This is a genomic window from Nocardioides aromaticivorans (assembly GCF_013408525.1).
Classification (GTDB): domain Bacteria; phylum Actinomycetota; class Actinomycetes; order Propionibacteriales; family Nocardioidaceae; genus Nocardioides; species Nocardioides aromaticivorans.
On the sequence record NZ_JACBZM010000001.1, the window covers coordinates 1,905,194 to 1,923,051 of the forward strand.

A 17,858-nucleotide genomic window follows, 5' to 3' on the forward strand; every position below is an offset into this window, starting at 1 on the left:
GTTAGGTGGTGCGGGCCCTCCACCGGGCCAGCAGGTCGGCCTCGCGCTCGCGGGTGATGCCGCCGATCCGGGCCGCCGGGTCGGACTCCAGCCAGGCGCGGGTGTCCCGGGCCGTCTCGGCGACGGACCGGACGACGAGCCCGGCGTCGAGGGCCGGGCGGGCGTCGTGGGCCAGCATGCCGTCGTACTCGGGTCGGGGGAGCCAGACCGGGATGCTGCCGGGCCCGGTCCACGGCTCGACGCCCTCGGCCTCGAGGAAGGCGTCGGGCAGCCAGGTCACGGTCGCCTCCGGGGCGACCTCGCCCACCAGGTCGGCGAAGGGCATCGCCGGACCGACCGCGTCGAGGGTGCCGGTGGTGCGGCGCTCGGCGAGGGTGACGATCCACGCGGCCAGGTCGCGCACGTCGATCACCTGCACCAGCGACGCCGGGTCGCCGGGGCCGACGAGCTCACCGGTGTCGCCGGCGCGGCGGCCCCAGTAAGCGAAGCGTCCGCTCGGGTCGCCCGGACCGACGATCAGCCCCGGCCGTACGACGACCGCGGAGACCGCCGCGTCCAGGACCAGCTGCTCGCAGGCGACCTTCAGCCCGCCGTAGGCGTCGGGCTCGTCGGCCAGGTCGACGTCGTCGGGGACCGGGTCCTCCAACCGCCCGGCGCCGGGGCCGGCCGGGTCGGCGTCGTCGGCGTAGACGGAGATGGTCGAGACGAAGACCCAGTGCGGATCGGAGGGGGGCGAGGCGGCGAGCGCCGCCAGGGCCCGCCGCACGTGGGACGGCTGGCGGGCGACGTCGACCACGGCGTCGTACGGGCCGCCTTCGGTGAGTGCGGCGGGGGCGTCCTGGTCCCGGTCCCACCGCACGAGCGTGGCTCCGGGTGGGACCGTGCCCGACTGGCCGCGGCTGGCGCAGACCACCTCGTGCCCGCGCCGCACGGCGTCGGCCGCGACCGCGCGCGAGAGGAACTGGGTGCCGCCGAGGACGAGGAGCCGCATGCTCAGAGGTACTGCGTCGGGTCGAACTCGTCGATCGGGATGATCCGGACCCGCGGCAGGCGCTCGTTGAACGCGTGCACGTCGTACTCGATGTCGAAGAACTCCATGCCCCGCGCGGTGAGCTCGGCGAAGCCCGCGTTGCGGAACTCCGCGAAGCCCATCAGGCCCAGGCGGCGCCCGTCGAGCAGGTCCTCCATGTGGTCGACGAAGTCGCCGTCGTTGCTGACCAGGACGACATCGCCCTCGCGCTTCTTCAGCTCCGCGAGGGTCTTCTGGATGGCGATGTCGACGACCTTCTGGCCGGGACCGCCGGAGAGCGGGATCGGCCGGAAGCCGATCGCCAGCAGCGCCTGCACGAAGGACATCGGCAGCTCGGAGTTGGCCGCCAGGAAGAACAGGCCGTTGGTGTCCTGGCCCCAGCGCCGCTCGACGAACTGCAGCAGCCGCTCCCAGCGCGGACGCTCCTCGGGCCGCGGGCGACGGCCGAGGATCGAGGTCCCCAGCGTCGCGTCGATGTTCTCCCCGTCGATGAGGACGTGGGTCATGCGCGCGGTCTCGGCCATGCCCTGACCCTAGCCGTCGGCGCGCCGAAGGACAGCGTGGAAGGCTGGGCGCATGGGCACCCGTCTGGTCGCATTCGCCGCGTGCGCGTTGCTGGCGAGCGGGTGCGGCGACGGCACGCCGAAGACCGGTACGCCGACGACGACCCCGACGACGGCCGCCACCCCCACCACCCCGACGCACGAGCCCGCGCCCCGGCGCGGCATCGATGCCTCCCACCACCAGGGCCCGATCGACTGGCCCCGCGTGGCGGAGGCCGGCATCTCCTTCGCCTACCTGAAGGCCACCGAGGGCACGACGTTCACCGACCCGCGCTTCGCCGAGCACCGGCGCGCGGCGACCCGGGCCGGGGTCGACGTGGCCGGCTACCACTACTTCCAGCTGTGCTCGGACGGCGCCGCGCAGGCGGAGCACTTCCTCGACGTACTCGGGACGCCGGGCGACCTGCCAGCCGCCCTCGACCTCGAGCTCGCCGGCAGTTGCGCCGACCCGCCACCGGCCGCGACCCTGCTCGCCGAGGTCCGCGCCTTCCTCGCCGTCGTCGACCGCCGCACGGGCACGCGGACGCTGGTCTACCTCTACCCCGACTTCGAGGAGCGCTTCGGCTTCGCCGACGACCTCGCCGGCCACCCGCAGTGGGTGCGCCGCCTCGGCGAGAAGGAGCCGCGGCGGCCCTGGGCCGTGTGGCAGTACGACGACGCCGGCGCGGTGCCGGGCGTCGCCGGCCGGGTCGACCTGGACCTGGCCGGGGAATCTCTCACCACGAAGGGACGTTGAGGGGACATGTCCACCATCGACCTCACCGCAGGCAACTTCCAGGAGACGGTCCTCGACAACGAGATCGTGTTCGTCGACTTCTGGGCGTCGTGGTGCGGCCCGTGTCGCAACTTCGCGCCGATCTACGAGGCCGCCGCCGAGAAGCACGGCGACCTGGTCTTCGGCTCGGTCAACACCGAGGAGGAGCAGCAGCTCGCCTCGGCCGCGCGCGTGACCTCGATCCCGACGCTGATGGCCTTCAAGAAGGGCCAGCTCGTGTTCTCCCAGGCCGGCGCCCTCCCCGCGAACGCCCTCGAGCAGGTCGTCGCCGCGGTGCGCGACTTCGACGTCGAGGCGGCCGCGCAGCAGTCCGATGGCTGACCAGGCTGACCAGGCTGACCGGGCGGGCCAGGCGCTGCAGCTCGGCCTCGACACCTTCGGCGACGTCACCCTCGACGCGACCACGGGCGAGCGGGTCCCGCACCCGCAGGTGATCCGCAACCTCGTCGAGGAGGCGGTGCTGGCCGACCAGGTCGGGGTCGACGCCTTCGGCATCGGCGAGCACCACCGCGACGACTTCTCGGTGTCCGCCCCCGAGATGGTGCTGGCCGCGATCGCGCCGCGCACCGAGCGGATCCTGCTCGGGACCGCGGTCACCGTGCTCAGCTCGGACGACCCGGTGCGCGTCTACGAGCGCTTCGCGACCCTGGACGCCGTCTCCGGCGGCCGCGCCGAGATCACCCTCGGCCGCGGGTCGTTCACCGAGTCCTTCCCGCTCTTCGGCTACGACCTCGCCGACTACGACCGCCTCTTCGCCGAGAAGCTCGACCTCTGGGCGGCGCTCCAGGGCGAGGGCACCGTCACCTGGGACGCAGGCGAGCTGAGGGCGCCGCTGCGCAACGCCCGCGTCTTCCCGACGACCGCCCGCGGCGCGATCCCCACGTGGATCGGCGTGGGCGGCTCTCCCGAGTCCGTCGTGCGCACCGCGCGCTACGGCTTCCCTCTGATGCTCGCGATCATCGGCGGCGACCCGGCCCGCTTCGCCCCGTACACGGACCTCTTCCGGCGCGCGCTGAGCGAGCTCGGGCAGCCGGACCTCCCGATCGGCGTGCACTCCCCCGGCTTCGTCGCCGACACCGACGACGAGGCGCGCGAGCTGCTCTACCCGCACTTCAAGGCCGGCCGCGACCGGATCGGCGCCGAGCGTGGGTGGGGTCCGGTGACCCGCGAGCAGTACGACGCCGAGGTCGACAACGGCTCGCTCTACGTCGGCTCGCCGGAGACCGTGGCCCGCAAGATCGCCGCGACGACGCGGGCGCTGGGCATCCAGCGCTTCGACCTGAAGTACAGCAACGGGTCGATGCCGCACCCCCTGCTGCTGCGCAGCGTCGAGCTCTACGGCACGCAGGTGATCCCGCGGGTGCGCGAGCTGCTCGCGCAGGAGCCCGTCACGGCCTGACGGGGCGCGCCAGCCCCTGCACGATCGCGAGGAACTGCGCGACCAGCACGTCGACCAGCCGGTCGCGGTCGGCGGCGATGTCGCCGCGCAGCACCGCGCCGATCGCCTGCGCGACCCCGCCGATGAGGAACTGCGCGGTCAGCCGCAGCTCGACCGGCAGGTCGTCGGCCGCGGCGCCGGGGTCGCCGCTGGACGCGGTCGCGGCGACCATCCCGGCGAACCGGCTGCTCTCCTCGAGCACCCGGGGCCCGAGCACCGGTGAGGTGACCGAGTCGATGAGCACGACCCGCCCTTTGCGCGGGTCGTCGAGGAACAGGTCGACCATCTCGCCGAGGACCGCCCGCACGCGGGCGGCGGGATCGTCGGCGGCGGCCGCCAGCGCGGCGATCGCCCGTTCGGCCGCCTCGGCGGCGACGGCGTCGAAGACCGCGACCTGCAGGGCCTCGATGCCCTCGAAGCTCTCGTAGAAGTAGCGCGCGGCCAGGCCCGACGCCTCCGCGACGCCCCGCACCGTGGTCGCCGCGATGCCGCGCTCCCCCATCAGGTCGAGCCCGGCGGCGACCAGCCGCGCGCGACGCTCCGCGGTCCGCTCGGAGGCGTCCTGGCCGCCGTACCTCCTCGCCTGCTCGGTCATGGGCACCATCTTGACACAGCCGTTGACAGATGGGTCTGATGGTATCTGTCAACGCACGTTGACCGATTCCGAGGAGCCGTCATGACCGTCGCCCCCTGGCACCCGTCCCAGCCACACCACGCGCTGGCCGCCGACGTCCGCTGGTGGATGGGGACGCCGGCCGCCTTCGCGCTCTACGGGCGGCTGGCCCTCGACCAGGTCGCCTACCGCGAGGTCGCCGCCGCCGTCGACGCGAGCGGCCGGTTCGCCGAGAACTTCACCGACCGCGGGATCCGCAGCGGGCTGTGGGGACCGTTGCTGCTCTTCGGCGACGACGCGGACCGCCGGGCCACGGCCGACCGGCTCAAGGACCTGCACGGCCAGGTGCGGGGGCGTGGCAGGGGCGCGTTCGAGGGCGAGCGCTACAGCGCGCTCAATCCCGACCTGTGGCGATGGGTCGGCACGACCAGCATGCTCATCTTCCACACCGGCTACGTCACGACGTACGGCGCCCGGTTGAGCGAGGAGGAGAAGGACGTCGTCTACGCGACGGTCCTGCACCTCACCGACTTCGACCTGCCGAGCGAGCGGGCCCAGGTCCCGGCCACCCGCGCCGAGGCCGAGGCCTACTACGACGAGGTCGCGGACACCGTGCTCGCCGACAACGAGTTCCTCCGGTGGGCGAACCGCGCCTTCGACGACCTGCCCGTGCCGACGCTGGTCGGCCCGCGCTGGCTGCACCGGCTGGCCACGCCGGCGTGGCGGGTGCTCACGCCGGTGCTCGGCCGGCCCGCGAAGGTGTGTGCGGAGAAGGCGGCACACCCGCGGATGCGCGAGCTGCTCGGCGTGCGGTGGACGTGGCGCCGCGAGCGCGAGTTCCGCCTGTACGCGGGCCTGCTCCGGACCGCACGCCGCGTCCTGCCGAAGTGGCTGCTGCTCGACCCGCTCGCCTACAACCGCCTCAACTACGAGCGGATCAGGGCGTTCTACACGGCGACCCAGCTGACGTCGTTCGCCCCGCCGCAGTAGCGCTTGCCTGCGGCGGGGCGAACACCCGGCGGTCGGCCATCCCTGGCACCGGCCGGGCCGTCAGGCGCCCCTCGTGCTCCCGTCGGACAGACACGGCGAGGGGCACCCGACCATGGTCAGGCGGAGTGGGGACGCCTCACCATGACCAATCCGGCGCCCAGGAGGACCAGGAGCGCCCCGAGCGGCGGCAGGAGTCCCGAAGGGCCACCGGTGTTGGGGAGGGGCTCGTCCTCGCGGATGCCGCCCTCCTCGCAGTCGTCGGCGGTCGTCGGGGTCGCCTCCGTGTCGTCGCATTCCTCGACGGGGGTGCACAGCTCACCGTTCTCGTCCACGGCGTCCGGGTTGGTCGCAGCGTCGTCGCAGGGCTCCTCGATGATGCCACCGGCACACTCCACGTCGACGCTGAAGTCGTCAGCGGTCTGGCCGGGCTCGGCCACCGCGAACACGGTGTACTCCTTGCCGTCCAGGATGAAGGTGAAGGGCAGCGTGCCGAGGAAGCCGTTGGCGTTCGCGAGAAGCTCGTCGATGATCTCGATGACGACGCCGTCGGCCTTCGCCTCCAGACGGGCGTTCTCGATGGGCAGCTCCGGGTCGATGGTCGTGACACAGGCGGCCAGCGCGCCCACCTCCGGGCACTCCTCGCCGGAGTCGGCCGGCAGCTCGAAGGTCAGCGTCGACTCACCACCCGGGAACTCGTAGCCCGGCTTGGCGGTCAGCACGACGTCGCCGTCGACGACCTCGACCGAGTACTCGTCGGTCCCGGGAACCTCCGGGAAGGCGATGTTGTCCGGGCCGCACGGGTCGACCGGCTCGACCGACGGAGGAGTGATCTCGGCCAGCGGGCAGTTGACGAGCTCCTCGTCGCCCGGCTGCTCGTTGCCGACGGCATAGCGGATCGCGACCGAGTCCTGCGCGTCCGGGAAGACCCACGGGAAGGTCACCCCGTCCCAGCCCTTGTTGAACAGGGTCGCGTCGCTGACCACGATGATGTGGTCCGGCACGCCCGGCGGGGTCCCGACGTACTTGCAGACCACGACCTTCTTCCCGTCGACCGGGCACTCCTCGCCCGAGTCGACCGGCGCCGCCAGCTCGTACGTCGCCGACGGCCCCTCGAAGGCCCAACCGTCCTTGGCGGTCAGCGTGACGCTGCCGTCCTCGTTGACCGTCACCGTGTACTCGTCGGTCTCCGCAATGGCCGGGTACGCCGCGTTGTCCGGACCACACGGGTCGTCCGGCTCCACGTCCGGCGGGGTGGCGATGCAGGGCTCACCCGAGTCGGCCGGCAGCTCGAGGGTGAGGGTGGACTCTCCGCCCGGGAACTCGTAGCCCGGCTTGGCGGTCAGCACGACGTCACCGTCGACGACCTCGACCGTGTACTCGTCGGTCTCGGGAACCTCCGGGAACGCGATGTTGTCCGGGCCGCACGGATCGACCGGCTCGATCGTCGGAGGAGTGATCTGGGCGAGCGGGCAGTTGACGAGCTCCTCGTCGCCCGGCTGCTCGTTGCCGACGGCGTAGCGGATCGCGACGGAGTCCTGGGCGTCGGCGAACGTCCACGGGAAGGTCACCCCGTCCCAGTCCTTGATGGCGTTCTTGCTGACCACGATGATGTGGTCCGGCACGCCCGGCGGGGTGCCGACGTACTTGCAGACCACGACCTTCTTCTCGTCGTCGTCCTTGGCGGCCGCGATCCGGCGCGACCGGATCTGCTGGGCACCGTCCTCGGCGCCGTCACCCGCGGGAACCGCGTCGGCCGGGACGTCCTGCGGAGCGGGAGCGTCGGCGGGCTGGTCGTCCTGCGCGGGCGCCGGGTCGGGAGCGGGCTCGGGCTCGGGGGCGGGCTCCGGCTCCGGCGCGGGCTCCGGCGCGGGCTCGGGCTCGGGAGCCGGCTTCGGCTCCGGCGCGGGCTTCGGCTCAGGTGCCGGCTCGGGCGCGGGCGCCGGGGTGTCCTCCTGGACGGCGGACGGCGCGTCCGCCCCGTCCGCGTCGTCGGCGAAACCGGGAGAGGTGAAGGCGGAGACCGCCAGCAGTGCGGCAGCCGGGATCGTCAGTGCGGCGCGGCCTGCGAGGCCGGTGCGTCGGGCCTGGGCCCGGCGGAAGAGGCGGCGCGAATGCCGCGAAGAGGTGTTCATCTCGTTGTCCCCATGTAGGTCTTCGGCCGCGCCCCCCGCACGACCGTCAGCAGTTTCCGGACCACGGGACCGGCCGAGAACCGGCGAGGGAGTGCTGGACGGAGGCTCACGATCAAGACCGCGAGTCCCCGTCCGGCACCCCCCACTGCTGGCTTCGTCCCCACCCGCCGCCAGACCCGTTTCGAGGCTAGGCACACCGGGCAGCCACCGGAATGGGAATCGATGGAATCCATCGCTTCCGATAGCCGTCGCGCGACGTCGCGAAAACGTGGTTCGCCCCGCCGCAGTAGCTTGCTGCGACGGGGCGAACACCCGACCGTGTGGCCGTCCGTGGCCCGACCGGGCTGATGGTCAGGCGGAGTGGGGACGCCTGACCATGACCAGACCTGCACCCACGAGCACCAGGAGGGCGCCGAGCGGGAGGAGGATCCCCGCGGGACCGCCGGTGTTCGGCAGGGCGTCGGGGTCGTCCGTGTCGACGATGCCGCCGGTCTCGCCGCCGTCGGGGTTGCACGGCTCACCGTTGGCGTCGACCGCGTCCGGGTTGGTCGCGGCGTCGAGGCAGTCCTCGTCGACGACCTCGCCGCCGGCGCACTGCGTCTCCACGCTGAAGTCGTCAGCGGTCTGACCGGGCTCGGCCACCGCGAACACGGTGTACTCCTTGCCGTCCAGGATGAACGTGAAGGGCAGCGTGCCGAGGAAGCCGTTCGCCTCCGCCAGCAGCTCGTCGACGATCTCGATGACGACGCCGTCGGCCTTCGCCGCCAGACGGGCGTTCTCGATGGGCAGCTCCGGGTCGATGGTCGTGACACAGGCGGCCAGCGCGCCCACCTCCGGGCACTCCTCGCCGGAGTCGGCCGGCAGCTCGAAGGTCAGCGTCGACTCACCACCCGGGAACTCGTAGCCCGGCTTGGCCGTCAGCACGACGTCGCCGTCGACGACCTCGACCGAGTACTCGTCGGTCCCGGGAACCTCCGGGAAGGCGATGTTGTCCGGGCCGCACGGGTCGACCGGCTCGACCGACGGAGGAGTGATCTCGGCCAGCGGGCAGTTGACGAGCTCCTCGTCGCCCGGCTGCTCGTTGCCGACGGCATAGCGGATCGCGACCGAGTCCTGCGCGTCCGGGAAGACCCACGGGAAGGTCACCCCGTCCCAGCCCTTGTTGAACAGGGTCGCGTCGCTGACCACGATGATGTGGTCCGGCACGCCCGGCGGGGTCCCGACGTACTTGCAGACCACGACCTTCTTCCCGTCGACCGGGCACTCCTCGCCCGAGTCGACCGGCGCCGCCAGCTCGTACGTCGCCGACGGCCCCTCGAAGGCCCAACCGTCCTTGGCGGTGAGCGTGACGCTGCCGTCGTCGTTGACCGTCACCGTGTACTCGTCGGTCTCCACGATGGCCGGGTACGCCGCGTTGTCCGGACCACACGGGTCGTCCGGCTCCACGTCCGGCGGGGTGGCGATGCAGGGCTCACCCGAGTCGGCGGGCAGCTCGAGGGTCAGGGTGGACTCTCCGCCCGGGAACTCGTAGCCCGGCTTGGCGGTCAGCACGACGTCACCGTCGACGACCTCGACCGTGTACTCGTCGGTCTCGGGAACCTCCGGGAACGCGATGTTGTCCGGGCCGCACGGATCGACCGGCTCGATCGTCGGAGGAGTGATCTGGGCGAGCGGGCAGTTGACGAGCTCCTCGTCGCCCGGCTGCTCGTTGCCGACGGCGTAGCGGATCGCGACGGAGTCCTGGGCGTCGGCGAACGTCCACGGGAAGGTCACCCCGTCCCAGTCCTTGATGGCGTTCTTGCTGACCACGATGATGTGGTGCGGCACGCCCGGCGGGGTGCCGACGTACTTGCAGACCACGACCTTCTTCTCGTCGTCGTCCTTGGCGGCCGCGATCCGGCGCGACCGGATCTGCTGGGCGCCGTCCTCGGCGCCGTCACCCGCGGGAACCGCGTCGGCCGGGACGTCCTGCGGAGCAGGAGCGTCGGCGGGCTGGTCGTCCTGCGCGGGCGCCGGGTCGGGAGCGGGCTCGGCCTCGGGCTCGGGGGCGGGCTCCGGCTCCGGCGCGGGCTTCGGCTCGGGAGCCGGCTTCGGCTCCGGGGCCGGCTCGGGCTCCGGCGCGGGAGCGGGCGACTCGACCTCGGCGGAGGGAGTGCCGTTGCCGCCGTCCGCGTCGTCGGCGTAGCCCGGCGCCGCGAAGGCCGACACGGCGACGAGCGCGGCGACCGGGACGGTCAGGGCAGCGCGTTGCCAGAGGGTGCGGCGGGCAGGCCGCAGTGACTGCTTCATTTCGTTGTCCCCATGTGTGTGTTCGGTCGCACCCACTGCACGACCGAGGGAGCTTCGGAGCGGGCATGGCCGAAAACCACGAAGGGAGCGCGGCGCCGGGCCCGCGTCCTGCGACGCCCTGCGTTGCACTCCCCTACCGACCGCGCCCCACGCGCAACCGGTCCCGCACACCAACCTAGGGATCTTTACCCAGCGGATCCGCTGAACTGCGGAGATTTTACTCAGGCCGATGCCCGCGGCCGGGCGATGTTGCGCCCGTCACACTTTTCGTGCAGGACGACAAAGAGCCGCCCCGACTCTGTTCGACGGCACGAGCGGGCACCCCTGCGCCGTGACGAGACTTCCCGTGTCGAACCAACCAGCACCCCGACCTGGGACGGAGCCACCAGCGATGAGCGACCTGATGCAGCTTGTGCCGATCTTCACCTTCATGCTGATCCCGGTGTGGATCCCGCTCGTCGCGGCTGCGTTCGGGATGGTGTCGGACGCGATCAAGGCGCCGGCGAAGGCCGTCACGCACCACGGCGCGGCGCGTCCCGCCCCTCGCCACGCGGGCGTCAGCCCCGTCGGTCCTCGGGTCCTCGCGGAAGGAACTGCTCGGTGAGCATCGGCCACGCGTGGTCGATGAGCTCCTCCATGTCGAGGTAGGTCGCCCGCTTCACGTAGGGCTTGGCCAACTCGGTGTCGATCACCTTGAGCACGAAGCGGCGCAGCTCGGCGTCCAAGCCGGTCATCTTCCGCAGGATCGCCCCGCGCCGGGTGTCGGTCTTCAGCTCGAGCCCGATCTGGTTCTCACTCGGCGTGAGCAGCTCGAGGCGGAGCTTCAACGGGTCCTCGGTGTGCACCACCAGGACCAGCGGGATCACGACCTCGGCGTTGAAGTTCAGCTTGTCCAGCGGCAGGTCGAGCTGGAAGACCACGCTGATCGGCAGGTCGATCGCGTAGGTCAGCAGCTCGGCCGGCACCTCCTCGCCCGACGTCGGGCCGAAGGTGCCGGTGAAGCTCACGCTGGCGAAGGCCCGGCCCGGGCCCGCACCGATCGGCCCGAGCGAGATCTGGTCGCCCAGGACCGCGTCGATCGTGCGCAGGATCCGCTCCTTGTGGAGCACGCGGCGTACCCAGTGCACACCGAAGCGCTCGTACGACGCCGGTCCGGTCGCCTCCGGCTCCAGCTCCTGCAGCTCCGGGTCCGGCAGCTCCGCCACCGCATCCACCCCCGCCAGTGCGTCGACCACGGCTCCCCCTTGCTCGTTGTCACACCGCCCGGAGCCGGAAAGCCCCGTCAGCACTGACGATTCTCCTACATCCTGCCGCAGCGCGGGCGGCTGCCCATGGTTCCGGGCGCCCGGACCTGCCGGTGGGGGCGCAGGCCGGCCGCGTGTCGCCCGGGTCACACCGGCTTGGCGCGCCGCGTCGGCTGTGCGTACATTCCGACCCGAGCCAGTCACACCCCCGAGGTGAGGGAATCCGGTGAGAATCCGGAACTGTCGCGCAGCGGTGAGGGCGACGGACGAGGCACGCAGCCACTGGACCGAAGGGTCTGGGAAGGCGTCTCGTCCGATTGACCCCGAGTCCGAAGACCTGCTGGCTCGCCGTGGTCCCACCGAGCTTCGCGATTGAGCTCCCGACACTGAGCAGGTCCCACCCGTGCACCACCTCGATGCCGTCGAGCGACGCTCCGACGCGCGCCGCCTGCCCGTGCCCGTGCTGCTCGTCGTGCTGGTGCCCTCGGCCGGGGCGACCTTGCTCCTGTCGACCGCCCACGGAGCCGAGCCGCTGCCCCTCCACGTCGTCGTGGACGCGCTCCGCGTCCGGTTCGCCGGGGCGCCCGTGGACCCGGCGTACGACGCGATCGTCTGGGACATCCGGCTGCCCCGGACCATCCTCGCGTTCGTGGTCGGCGCCGGGCTCGCCCTCGCAGGCGCGGGGATCCAGACCCTCGTGCGCAACCCGCTCGCCGACCCCTACCTGCTCGGTGTGTCGTCGGGAGCGAGCGTCGGTGCGACGGCCGTGCTGACGATGGGCGTCCTCGCCGGCGCCGGACTGTGGGCCCTGTCCCTCGGCGCGCTGCTCGGCGCGCTCGCCGCCTCGGTGCTGGTGTTCGCCGTCGCGATGCTCCAGGGGGGCCTGACGCCGCTGCGGCTCGTGCTCACCGGGACGGTGCTGTCGGCGGCGTTCTCCTCACTCGCGAGCTTCATGGTCTTCCGCAGCGCCGAGCCGCAGACGGCGCAGTCCGTGCTGTTCTGGCTCCTGGGCTCGGTGTCCGGCGCCACCTGGGGCCAGCTGTGGCTGCCCGTGGCCGCGGTCGTCGCGGCCTTCGTCGTGCTGATGGCCGCCAGCGGATGGCTGGACGCCCTCGCCGTCGGACCCGACACCGCAGCGGCGCTCGGCGTGCCCGTGCGGGAGCTGCGCGTCGGCCTGTTCGTGCTGCTGTCGGTGCTGGTCGGCGTGCTCGTCGCGGTGGCCGGCGGGATCGGCTTCGTGGGCCTGGTCGTCCCCCACCTCGCCCGCCTGCTCGTCGGCCCGCGGCACCGCGCCGCGCTCCCGGTCGCGGTGCTGCTCGGCGGGGTGTTCCTGATGTGGGTGGACGTCGTCTCCCGCGTGGCCGTCCGCCCGACCGAGATCCCGCTCAGCGTCGTCACCGGACTGATCGGCGCGCCGGTGTTCCTCATCCTGCTGGGGCGCCGCAGCTACCGCTTCGGAGGAGAGTCGTGACCACGACCGGGCCGGCCCTGGCCACCCGGGACCTGGCCTGCGGCATCGGCCGCCGAACCGTGCTGACCGGCATCGACCTGGAGGTACGACGCGGTGAGGTCCTCGGCCTGATCGGGGCCAACGGGACGGGCAAGTCCACCTTGTTGCGGGTTCTCGCCGGGGTGCGGGCGCCGACGGCCGGCGAGGTCCGGCTCGGCGATGAGCCGCTGGCGTCGTACTCGGCGAGGGACCGGGCGCGGCGGATCGCCTTCGTCGCCCAGGAGGAGGCAGCCCCCTCCGACCTGCTCGTGGGGGAGCTCGTCGCCTTGGGCCGGCTGCCGCACGCGCGGTCCTGGGGCGGCGTCGACGACACGTCGCGCACCGCCGTCGACGAGGCGCTGCGGCTGGTCGGCCTGGAGCGTGCCGCCCGGGTGCCGCTCGACCAGCTCTCCGGGGGCGAGCGACGCCGGGCCGTCTTGGCGCGTGGCCTCGCCCAGCAGGCTCCGCTGCTGCTCCTCGACGAACCCACCAACCACCTCGACATCCGCCACCAGCTCGCCGTGATGAGGCTGGTCCGGCGGCTGAGCCGCGAGCACGGGCGGGCGGTCGTCCTCGCCCTCCACGACCTGGACCTCGCCGCCACCTTCTGCGACCGGATCGCAGTGCTCCACGACGGCACGCTCCTCGCGTGCGGCACCCCCGACGACGTCCTCACCCCGGACGTGCTCCACGACGCCTTCGGCGTCCTGGCCACCCGCGTGACCCACCCGCTGACCGGCCGGACGCACCTGCTGTTCAGCCACGACGAGAGAGAGACCCACCCGTGATGCCCCAGCCCCCGCGCGGCCGGTACCGCCGCTGCGTCGTCCTCGCCACCACCGCCGCCCTGGCCCTGACCGCCTGCTCGGCCGGCGCCGACGGCGGCGCCGCGGACGGCGACCGGGCCACGGTCGAGAACTGCGCCCGGCAGGTCGACTTCCCCACGCCGGCGCAGCGGATGTTCGTCAACGACTCCAACCTGATCTCGATGGTCCTGGCGCTCGGCGCGCAGGACCAGGTCGCCGCCGTGTCCAGCATCGGCCGCGACGAGGCGGTCCTCACCGAGCACTACGGCGACGTCGTCGCCGATCTCCACCAGGTCTCCGACGACTACCCGAGCCTGGAGACGGTCGTGGCGGCGCGGCCCGACGTGATGGTCGCCGGCTGGAACTACGGGTACGACGAGACGAAGCAGCTCACGCCCGACTCCCTCGCCCAGCGCGACATCGCGGCCTACGTCCTCACGGAGTCCTGCCGCCAGGCCGACGGCGCCGCCCGCGGCATCGTCGACCCCTGGACCGCGCTCCGCGCCGACCTGACCAACCTCGGCACGATCACGGGCCACGAAGACCGGGCCGCCGCGGTGGTCGCCGACCTGGACGAGCGGCTCGATGCCCTCGCCGCCGCGCCGGCACCCGCGAGCGAGCCCGTCCTCTTCGTCTTCGACAGTGGGGAGAAGGCCGTCTTCACCTCCGGCGCGTTCGGCGCCCCGCAGGCGATCATCGAGGCGGCCGGCGGCGCGAACGCCACCGCCGACGTCCGGGACACCTGGGTCGAGGTCTCGTGGGAGAAGCTCGCGTCCTCGCGACCGGACGCGTTCGTCTTCGTCGACTACCCCGGCCAGACCTTCGAGCAGAAGGTCGCGGTGCTGAGGGCGAACCCGGCCACCCGTGACCTGCCGGCCGTCAGGGAGGGACGCTTCCTCAACCTCCCGTACGCGATGTGGACCAGCGGTCCGCTGAACGTCGATGCGGCCGAGGACGTGCGGACGGCCCTGGAGAAGTGGGGGCTCACACCCGCGCGCTGAGCGGGCGGCCACCAGCGGCAGGGGTGACCCATCCGACACCGCGGCGGAGGAGGTCGGCGCGCGAGCGCATGTGAGGATGGGGGCTTCCCGACGACAGGAGCCCCCCGGATGACCGAGGCCGTGGCCGTGCGGTACCCGACGCCCACCCTCGTCCGGACCGCCGACGGCACCGCCAAGGGACTCCTCGTCCTCCTGCTGGTGCTCGCGGTCGTCGACCCCGACGGGAGCCACCTGCGCGACAAGGCGGCCGAGGCGCGCGCGATCGGCTACCCGCTGGTGTCCTTCACCGTGCCGGCGATCTGGCTGCTCTTCTGGAAGGACCGTGCGTCCTTCCCGTGGCTGGCCGACCTGCTGGTGACGCTCACCTGCTTCACGGACATCCTCGGCAACCGGATGGACCTCTACGACACCGTCGTCTGGTTCGACGACCTCATGCACTTCGCCAACACCGGCCTGATCGCGGCGGCCGTCATCCTGCTGACGCTGCACCGCAGCGCACCGCTGTACCGGGTCGTCGAGCGGGCGCTGGCGGTCGGAGCCACCGCGGCGATCGCCTGGGAGATCGCCGAGTTCTTCGCCTTCATCAGCGGCGGCGCCGAGCACGCGTTCGCGTACGAGGACACCCTGGGCGACCTCGGACTCGGCGTCCTCGGCTCGGTCACCGCGGCGCTCGTCATCCACCGGCTCTGGCAGCGCGGCCAGCTCCGGGAGGCGGCGCCGCAGCTCGACGACCGCCACCTCGTCTGACGGCGGACCGTCAGGAGTCGGCCACGACCGGCACGCCCAGCTCCTGCGCGACCGCGGTGATCGCCTGGGCGAGCGCGACGTCGGCGTCGGTCACGGTGCCGGTGTCGTGGGTGCCGAGCCGGATCCCGACCTCGGGATAGCTCAAGGTCAGGTCCGGGTGGTGGTTCGCCTCCTCGGCGAGCCGGCCGATCTCGTTGACCAGCGCGAGGCCGGTCACGAAGTCACCGGTCCGGAACCGGACGACCGCCTGGTCGCCCTCGACCCGCCACTCCCCGAGCCCCGCGGCTGCGGTGAACTCATCGGCGGTCACGGTCTGGTAGCTGCGTGCCATGGTCCGACAGTACGCCGCAGCGACCCTCACCCCGCGTGCACGTGCGGCCGCTTGCGCGGATCGGGCTCGGCCCGCCGGATCACCTCGCGGGTGAGCGGGGCGACCTCGCCGGTGCCGAAGAGCAGGAAGCGCGCCATCTGCGCGACCGGGCTGCCCTCGGTCCACTCGAAGTACATGTGCGGCCGGACGCCGGTGCGCCCGCGCAGGTCGAGCAGCAGGGCGGCGAGGGCGTTGGGGATGGTCGCGGCGTGCACCGTGAGCACCCGGAACTCCTTGTGCGCGACCGAGCCCTGCACCACGATCCGGCTCTCGAAGTCGGAGTAGTCCTCGACCACGACCTCCACGAAGACCAGGTCGCCGCCGTGGTCGAGCTCGTGCGCCTCCACGATCTGGCGGACCTTCGCGCGGTAGGCGCCGGCGTCGTGGTGCTGCGGGTCGTGCGCGACCAGCCGGAGGGTACGACGGGCGCAGTCGCGGACGAAGGCGTCCGCCTTGGCGTCGTACTCGATCTCGGTGGTGCGCAGCTCCAGCGACCGGGTCATCCGGGAGAGCAGCGACACGAGGACGATCGCGGCGATGAAGCAGGCGCCGATCTTCACGCCGTCGGGGCGCTCCTTGACGTTGTCGAGGGTCGTGTAGGTGAACACGACGGCGATGAGGGTGAACGCGATCGTCCAGCCGCGCTGGCGGGCCTTGCGGGCCGCGAGGGCCACGGCGACGCTCGCCGAGGTCATCAGGACCAGGACGCCGGTGGCGTAGGCGCCGCCCTGCGCGTCGACGTCGGCGTCGAAGATCCAGGTGATCACGAAGGCGGTCACGGTGAGGATGCAGACCAGTGGGCGCACCGCGCCGGCCCACTCCGGCGACATGCCGTAGCGCGGCAGGTAGCGCGGGATCAGGTTGAGCATGCCGGCCATCGCCGAGGCGCCGGCGAACCACAGGATGAGGATCGTGGAGACGTCGTACGCGGTGCCGAAGGTGTCGCCGAGGTAGAGGTGGGCGAGATAGGCCAGCGCGCGGCCGTTGGCCTCGCCGCCGTCCTCGAACGCCTCGGCCGGGATCAGCAGGGTGGTCACCAGGCTCGAGCAGATCAGGAAGACGCTCATGACGACGGCCGCGGTGGTCAGCAGGCGCTTGGTGTCGCGGATCCGTACGGCGGGGCGAACCGGGTCGTCGTCCGGCGCTCCGCGCACATGCCCCATCACCGCCACACCCGTCTCGAAGCCGGACATGCCGAGGGCGAGCTTCGGGAACAGGGTCAGCGAGACCGCGATCATCAGGGCGATGTTGCCGTGCTCGGCGGTGAGCGCCGAGGTCCAGTCGGTGACGACGTGGCCGTGCTCGAGCACGTGCACCGCGCTGACCGCGATCACCACGACGTTGAGGGCCAGGTAGGCGCCGACGAGGGCGACGGCGAGGCCGATCGCCTCCTTGAAGCCCTTGAGGAAGACCGCGCCGAGCAGGGCGATCAGGCCCATCGTGATCCAGAGCTCCTGGCCGTGCAGGGCGGCCGGGACGTGCGGGTTCTCGACGACGTGGGCGCTCGCGTCGGCGGCCGACAGCGTGATCGTGATGATGAAGTCGGTCAGCGCGAAGCCGAGCAGCGCCAGCACGAACAGCTTGCCGCGCCACAGCGGCAGCAGCCGCTCCAGCATCGCGATCGAGCCCTGCCCGTGGGGGCTCTCCTGCGCCACCCGCCGGTAGACCGGCAGCGCCCCGAAGAGGGTCAGCAGCACCAGCACGATCGTCGCCAGCGGGCTGAGCAGCCCGGCCGCGAGGAAGGCGATGCCCGGCTGGTAGCCGAGGGTGGAGAAGTAGTCGACGCCGGTCAGGCACATCACCTGCCACCACGGGCGGGTCTGCTCGTGGTCGTGGGCGGTATCGCTGTCGGCGGGTTGGTCCGCTGCCGGTACCGGGTCGGCGGCAGGGGTCGTGGACGTGGTCACGGCACCATGCAACGCCCGGATCAGCGCGCACGGCCCCGCCCTAACGGGATCCTGACAGGTGCGTGGATCGCGTCAGGATCCCGTCAGGACCGGCCGGTGCCATGAGGAGGCGGGCTTCACTGGACGGGTGAGCACGCACGCCCGGCCCGACGTCCACCCCACCGTGCTGGACCAGCCGGGCGCACGCTGCGGGATCGCCGGCGGCACGCTGTTCGTCGCCTCGGCGATCTGCACCGCCGTACCCCTGCAGGGGTGGTCGGGCGTGGCCGCACTCCTGGTCCTCACGGCCGCGTGGTGCCGCTTCCTGCCGCTGTCCCACGGCCTGTTCCTGGCCGTGGCGGGCTGGGCCTTCGCGACCGGCTTCGTCGTCAATGCCGGCGGCCAGCTCACCTTCGCGCCGGCCGACCTCGCCCGGCTCGCCGTGTACGCCGCCACCGCGTTCCTCGTCGCAGGAGCACAATGAG

Annotated in this window: 18 protein-coding genes and 1 riboswitch; of the genes, 10 read left to right on the top strand and 8 right to left on the bottom strand. The window is 72.5% G+C overall.

Annotated elements, in window-relative coordinates; translation table 11 throughout:
- Window position 1 precedes the first annotated feature (1 nt).
- Together BJ993_RS08905 and BJ993_RS08910 are read right to left on the bottom strand one after the other, a co-directional pair.
- The gene (locus BJ993_RS08905) at window positions 2-991 is read right to left on the bottom strand and encodes an NAD-dependent epimerase/dehydratase family protein (protein ID WP_179648479.1); all 990 of its coding nucleotides are present in this window, start codon (window positions 989-991) and stop codon (window positions 2-4) included.
- Window positions 992-993: 2 nt separating this feature from the next.
- The gene (locus tag BJ993_RS08910; protein ID WP_179648480.1) at window positions 994-1,554 is read right to left on the bottom strand and encodes an NYN domain-containing protein; all 561 of its coding nucleotides are present in this window, start codon (window positions 1,552-1,554) and stop codon (window positions 994-996) included.
- Between the two features lie 52 nt (window positions 1,555-1,606).
- Here BJ993_RS08910 and BJ993_RS08915 point away from each other — a divergent pair, with 52 nt between their 5' ends.
- Genes BJ993_RS08915 through BJ993_RS08925 form a run of 3 tightly spaced genes read left to right on the top strand, consistent with a single transcriptional unit; the run spans window position 1,607 to window position 3,767 of the window.
- Entirely contained in the window at window positions 1,607-2,329 is a 723-nt protein-coding gene (locus BJ993_RS08915) for a glycoside hydrolase family 25 protein (RefSeq protein WP_179648481.1), read from the top strand.
- 6 nt (window positions 2,330-2,335) lie between these two features.
- Window positions 2,336-2,689, top strand: coding sequence for a thioredoxin (gene trxA, locus BJ993_RS08920; protein ID WP_036549513.1), 354 nt, complete (start codon window positions 2,336-2,338; stop codon window positions 2,687-2,689).
- Entirely contained in the window at window positions 2,682-3,767 is a 1,086-nt protein-coding gene (locus tag BJ993_RS08925; RefSeq protein WP_179648482.1) for an LLM class flavin-dependent oxidoreductase, read from the top strand. The genes trxA and BJ993_RS08925 overlap by 8 nt, the downstream gene beginning before the upstream one ends.
- Here BJ993_RS08925 and BJ993_RS08930 read toward each other — a convergent pair.
- Complete coding sequence (locus BJ993_RS08930) at window positions 3,757-4,401, bottom strand: TetR/AcrR family transcriptional regulator (RefSeq protein WP_179648483.1); 645 nt, start codon at window positions 4,399-4,401, stop codon at window positions 3,757-3,759. The genes BJ993_RS08925 and BJ993_RS08930 overlap by 11 nt on opposite strands.
- An 81-nt stretch (window positions 4,402-4,482) precedes the next feature.
- Between BJ993_RS08930 and BJ993_RS08935 the strand changes: the two genes are divergently transcribed.
- On the top strand, window positions 4,483-5,409 hold the full coding sequence (locus tag BJ993_RS08935) for an oxygenase MpaB family protein (protein ID WP_218864654.1): 927 nt from the start codon (window positions 4,483-4,485) through the stop codon (window positions 5,407-5,409).
- A 116-nt stretch (window positions 5,410-5,525) separates the two neighbouring features.
- Here the strand turns inward: BJ993_RS08935 and BJ993_RS08940 are convergent, their stop codons facing one another.
- Window positions 5,526-7,541, bottom strand: a complete 2,016-nt coding sequence (locus tag BJ993_RS08940; protein ID WP_179648484.1) for a hypothetical protein — start codon at window positions 7,539-7,541, stop codon at window positions 5,526-5,528.
- Window positions 7,542-7,892: 351 nt separating this feature from the next.
- A complete protein-coding gene (locus tag BJ993_RS08945) occupies window positions 7,893-9,830 on the bottom strand; it encodes a hypothetical protein (protein ID WP_179648485.1) in 1,938 nt (645 codons plus the stop codon).
- 403 nt (window positions 9,831-10,233) lie between these two features.
- Here BJ993_RS08945 and BJ993_RS08950 point away from each other — a divergent pair, with 403 nt between their 5' ends.
- Window positions 10,234-10,434, top strand: coding sequence for a hypothetical protein (locus BJ993_RS08950; RefSeq protein ID WP_179648486.1), 201 nt, complete (start codon window positions 10,234-10,236; stop codon window positions 10,432-10,434).
- On the opposite strand, the gene BJ993_RS08955 is transcribed toward BJ993_RS08950, so the two are convergent.
- On the bottom strand, window positions 10,388-11,065 hold the full coding sequence (locus BJ993_RS08955; protein WP_179648487.1) for a hypothetical protein: 678 nt from the start codon (window positions 11,063-11,065) through the stop codon (window positions 10,388-10,390). The two genes, BJ993_RS08950 and BJ993_RS08955, sit on opposite strands and share 47 nt — an antisense overlap.
- A gap of 189 nt (window positions 11,066-11,254) precedes the next feature.
- A riboswitch (cobalamin riboswitch) is annotated at window positions 11,255-11,433 on the top strand.
- Between the two features lie 95 nt (window positions 11,434-11,528).
- Here BJ993_RS08955 and BJ993_RS08960 point away from each other — a divergent pair.
- From BJ993_RS08960 to BJ993_RS08975, 4 genes are all read left to right on the top strand, one after another.
- The gene (locus BJ993_RS08960) at window positions 11,529-12,545 is read left to right on the top strand and encodes a FecCD family ABC transporter permease (protein ID WP_308645705.1); all 1,017 of its coding nucleotides are present in this window, start codon (window positions 11,529-11,531) and stop codon (window positions 12,543-12,545) included.
- Complete coding sequence (locus BJ993_RS08965; protein WP_179648489.1) at window positions 12,542-13,351, top strand: ABC transporter ATP-binding protein; 810 nt, start codon at window positions 12,542-12,544, stop codon at window positions 13,349-13,351. The genes BJ993_RS08960 and BJ993_RS08965 overlap by 4 nt, the downstream gene beginning before the upstream one ends.
- Entirely contained in the window at window positions 13,351-14,370 is a 1,020-nt protein-coding gene (locus BJ993_RS08970) for an ABC transporter substrate-binding protein (RefSeq protein WP_179648490.1), read from the top strand. Before BJ993_RS08965 ends, BJ993_RS08970 begins: the two co-directional genes overlap by 1 nt.
- A gap of 108 nt (window positions 14,371-14,478) precedes the next feature.
- Entirely contained in the window at window positions 14,479-15,117 is a 639-nt protein-coding gene (locus tag BJ993_RS08975) for a DUF2238 domain-containing protein (protein ID WP_051932112.1), read from the top strand.
- 10 nt (window positions 15,118-15,127) lie between these two features.
- On the opposite strand, the gene BJ993_RS08980 is transcribed toward BJ993_RS08975, so the two are convergent.
- A complete protein-coding gene (locus tag BJ993_RS08980; RefSeq protein WP_179648491.1) occupies window positions 15,128-15,448 on the bottom strand; it encodes a 4a-hydroxytetrahydrobiopterin dehydratase in 321 nt (106 codons plus the stop codon).
- A gap of 26 nt (window positions 15,449-15,474) precedes the next feature.
- Window positions 15,475-17,394 carry an APC family permease gene (locus BJ993_RS08985; RefSeq protein WP_308645525.1) on the bottom strand — a complete coding sequence of 640 codons (1,920 nt, stop codon included), beginning with the start codon at window positions 17,392-17,394 and terminating at the stop codon, window positions 15,475-15,477.
- A gap of 127 nt (window positions 17,395-17,521) precedes the next feature.
- On the opposite strand from BJ993_RS08985, the gene BJ993_RS08990 reads away from it, so the two are divergent.
- Window positions 17,522-17,857, top strand: coding sequence for a hypothetical protein (locus tag BJ993_RS08990; RefSeq protein WP_179648492.1), 336 nt, complete (start codon window positions 17,522-17,524; stop codon window positions 17,855-17,857).
- The last annotated feature ends 1 nt before the right edge of the window (window position 17,858 follow it).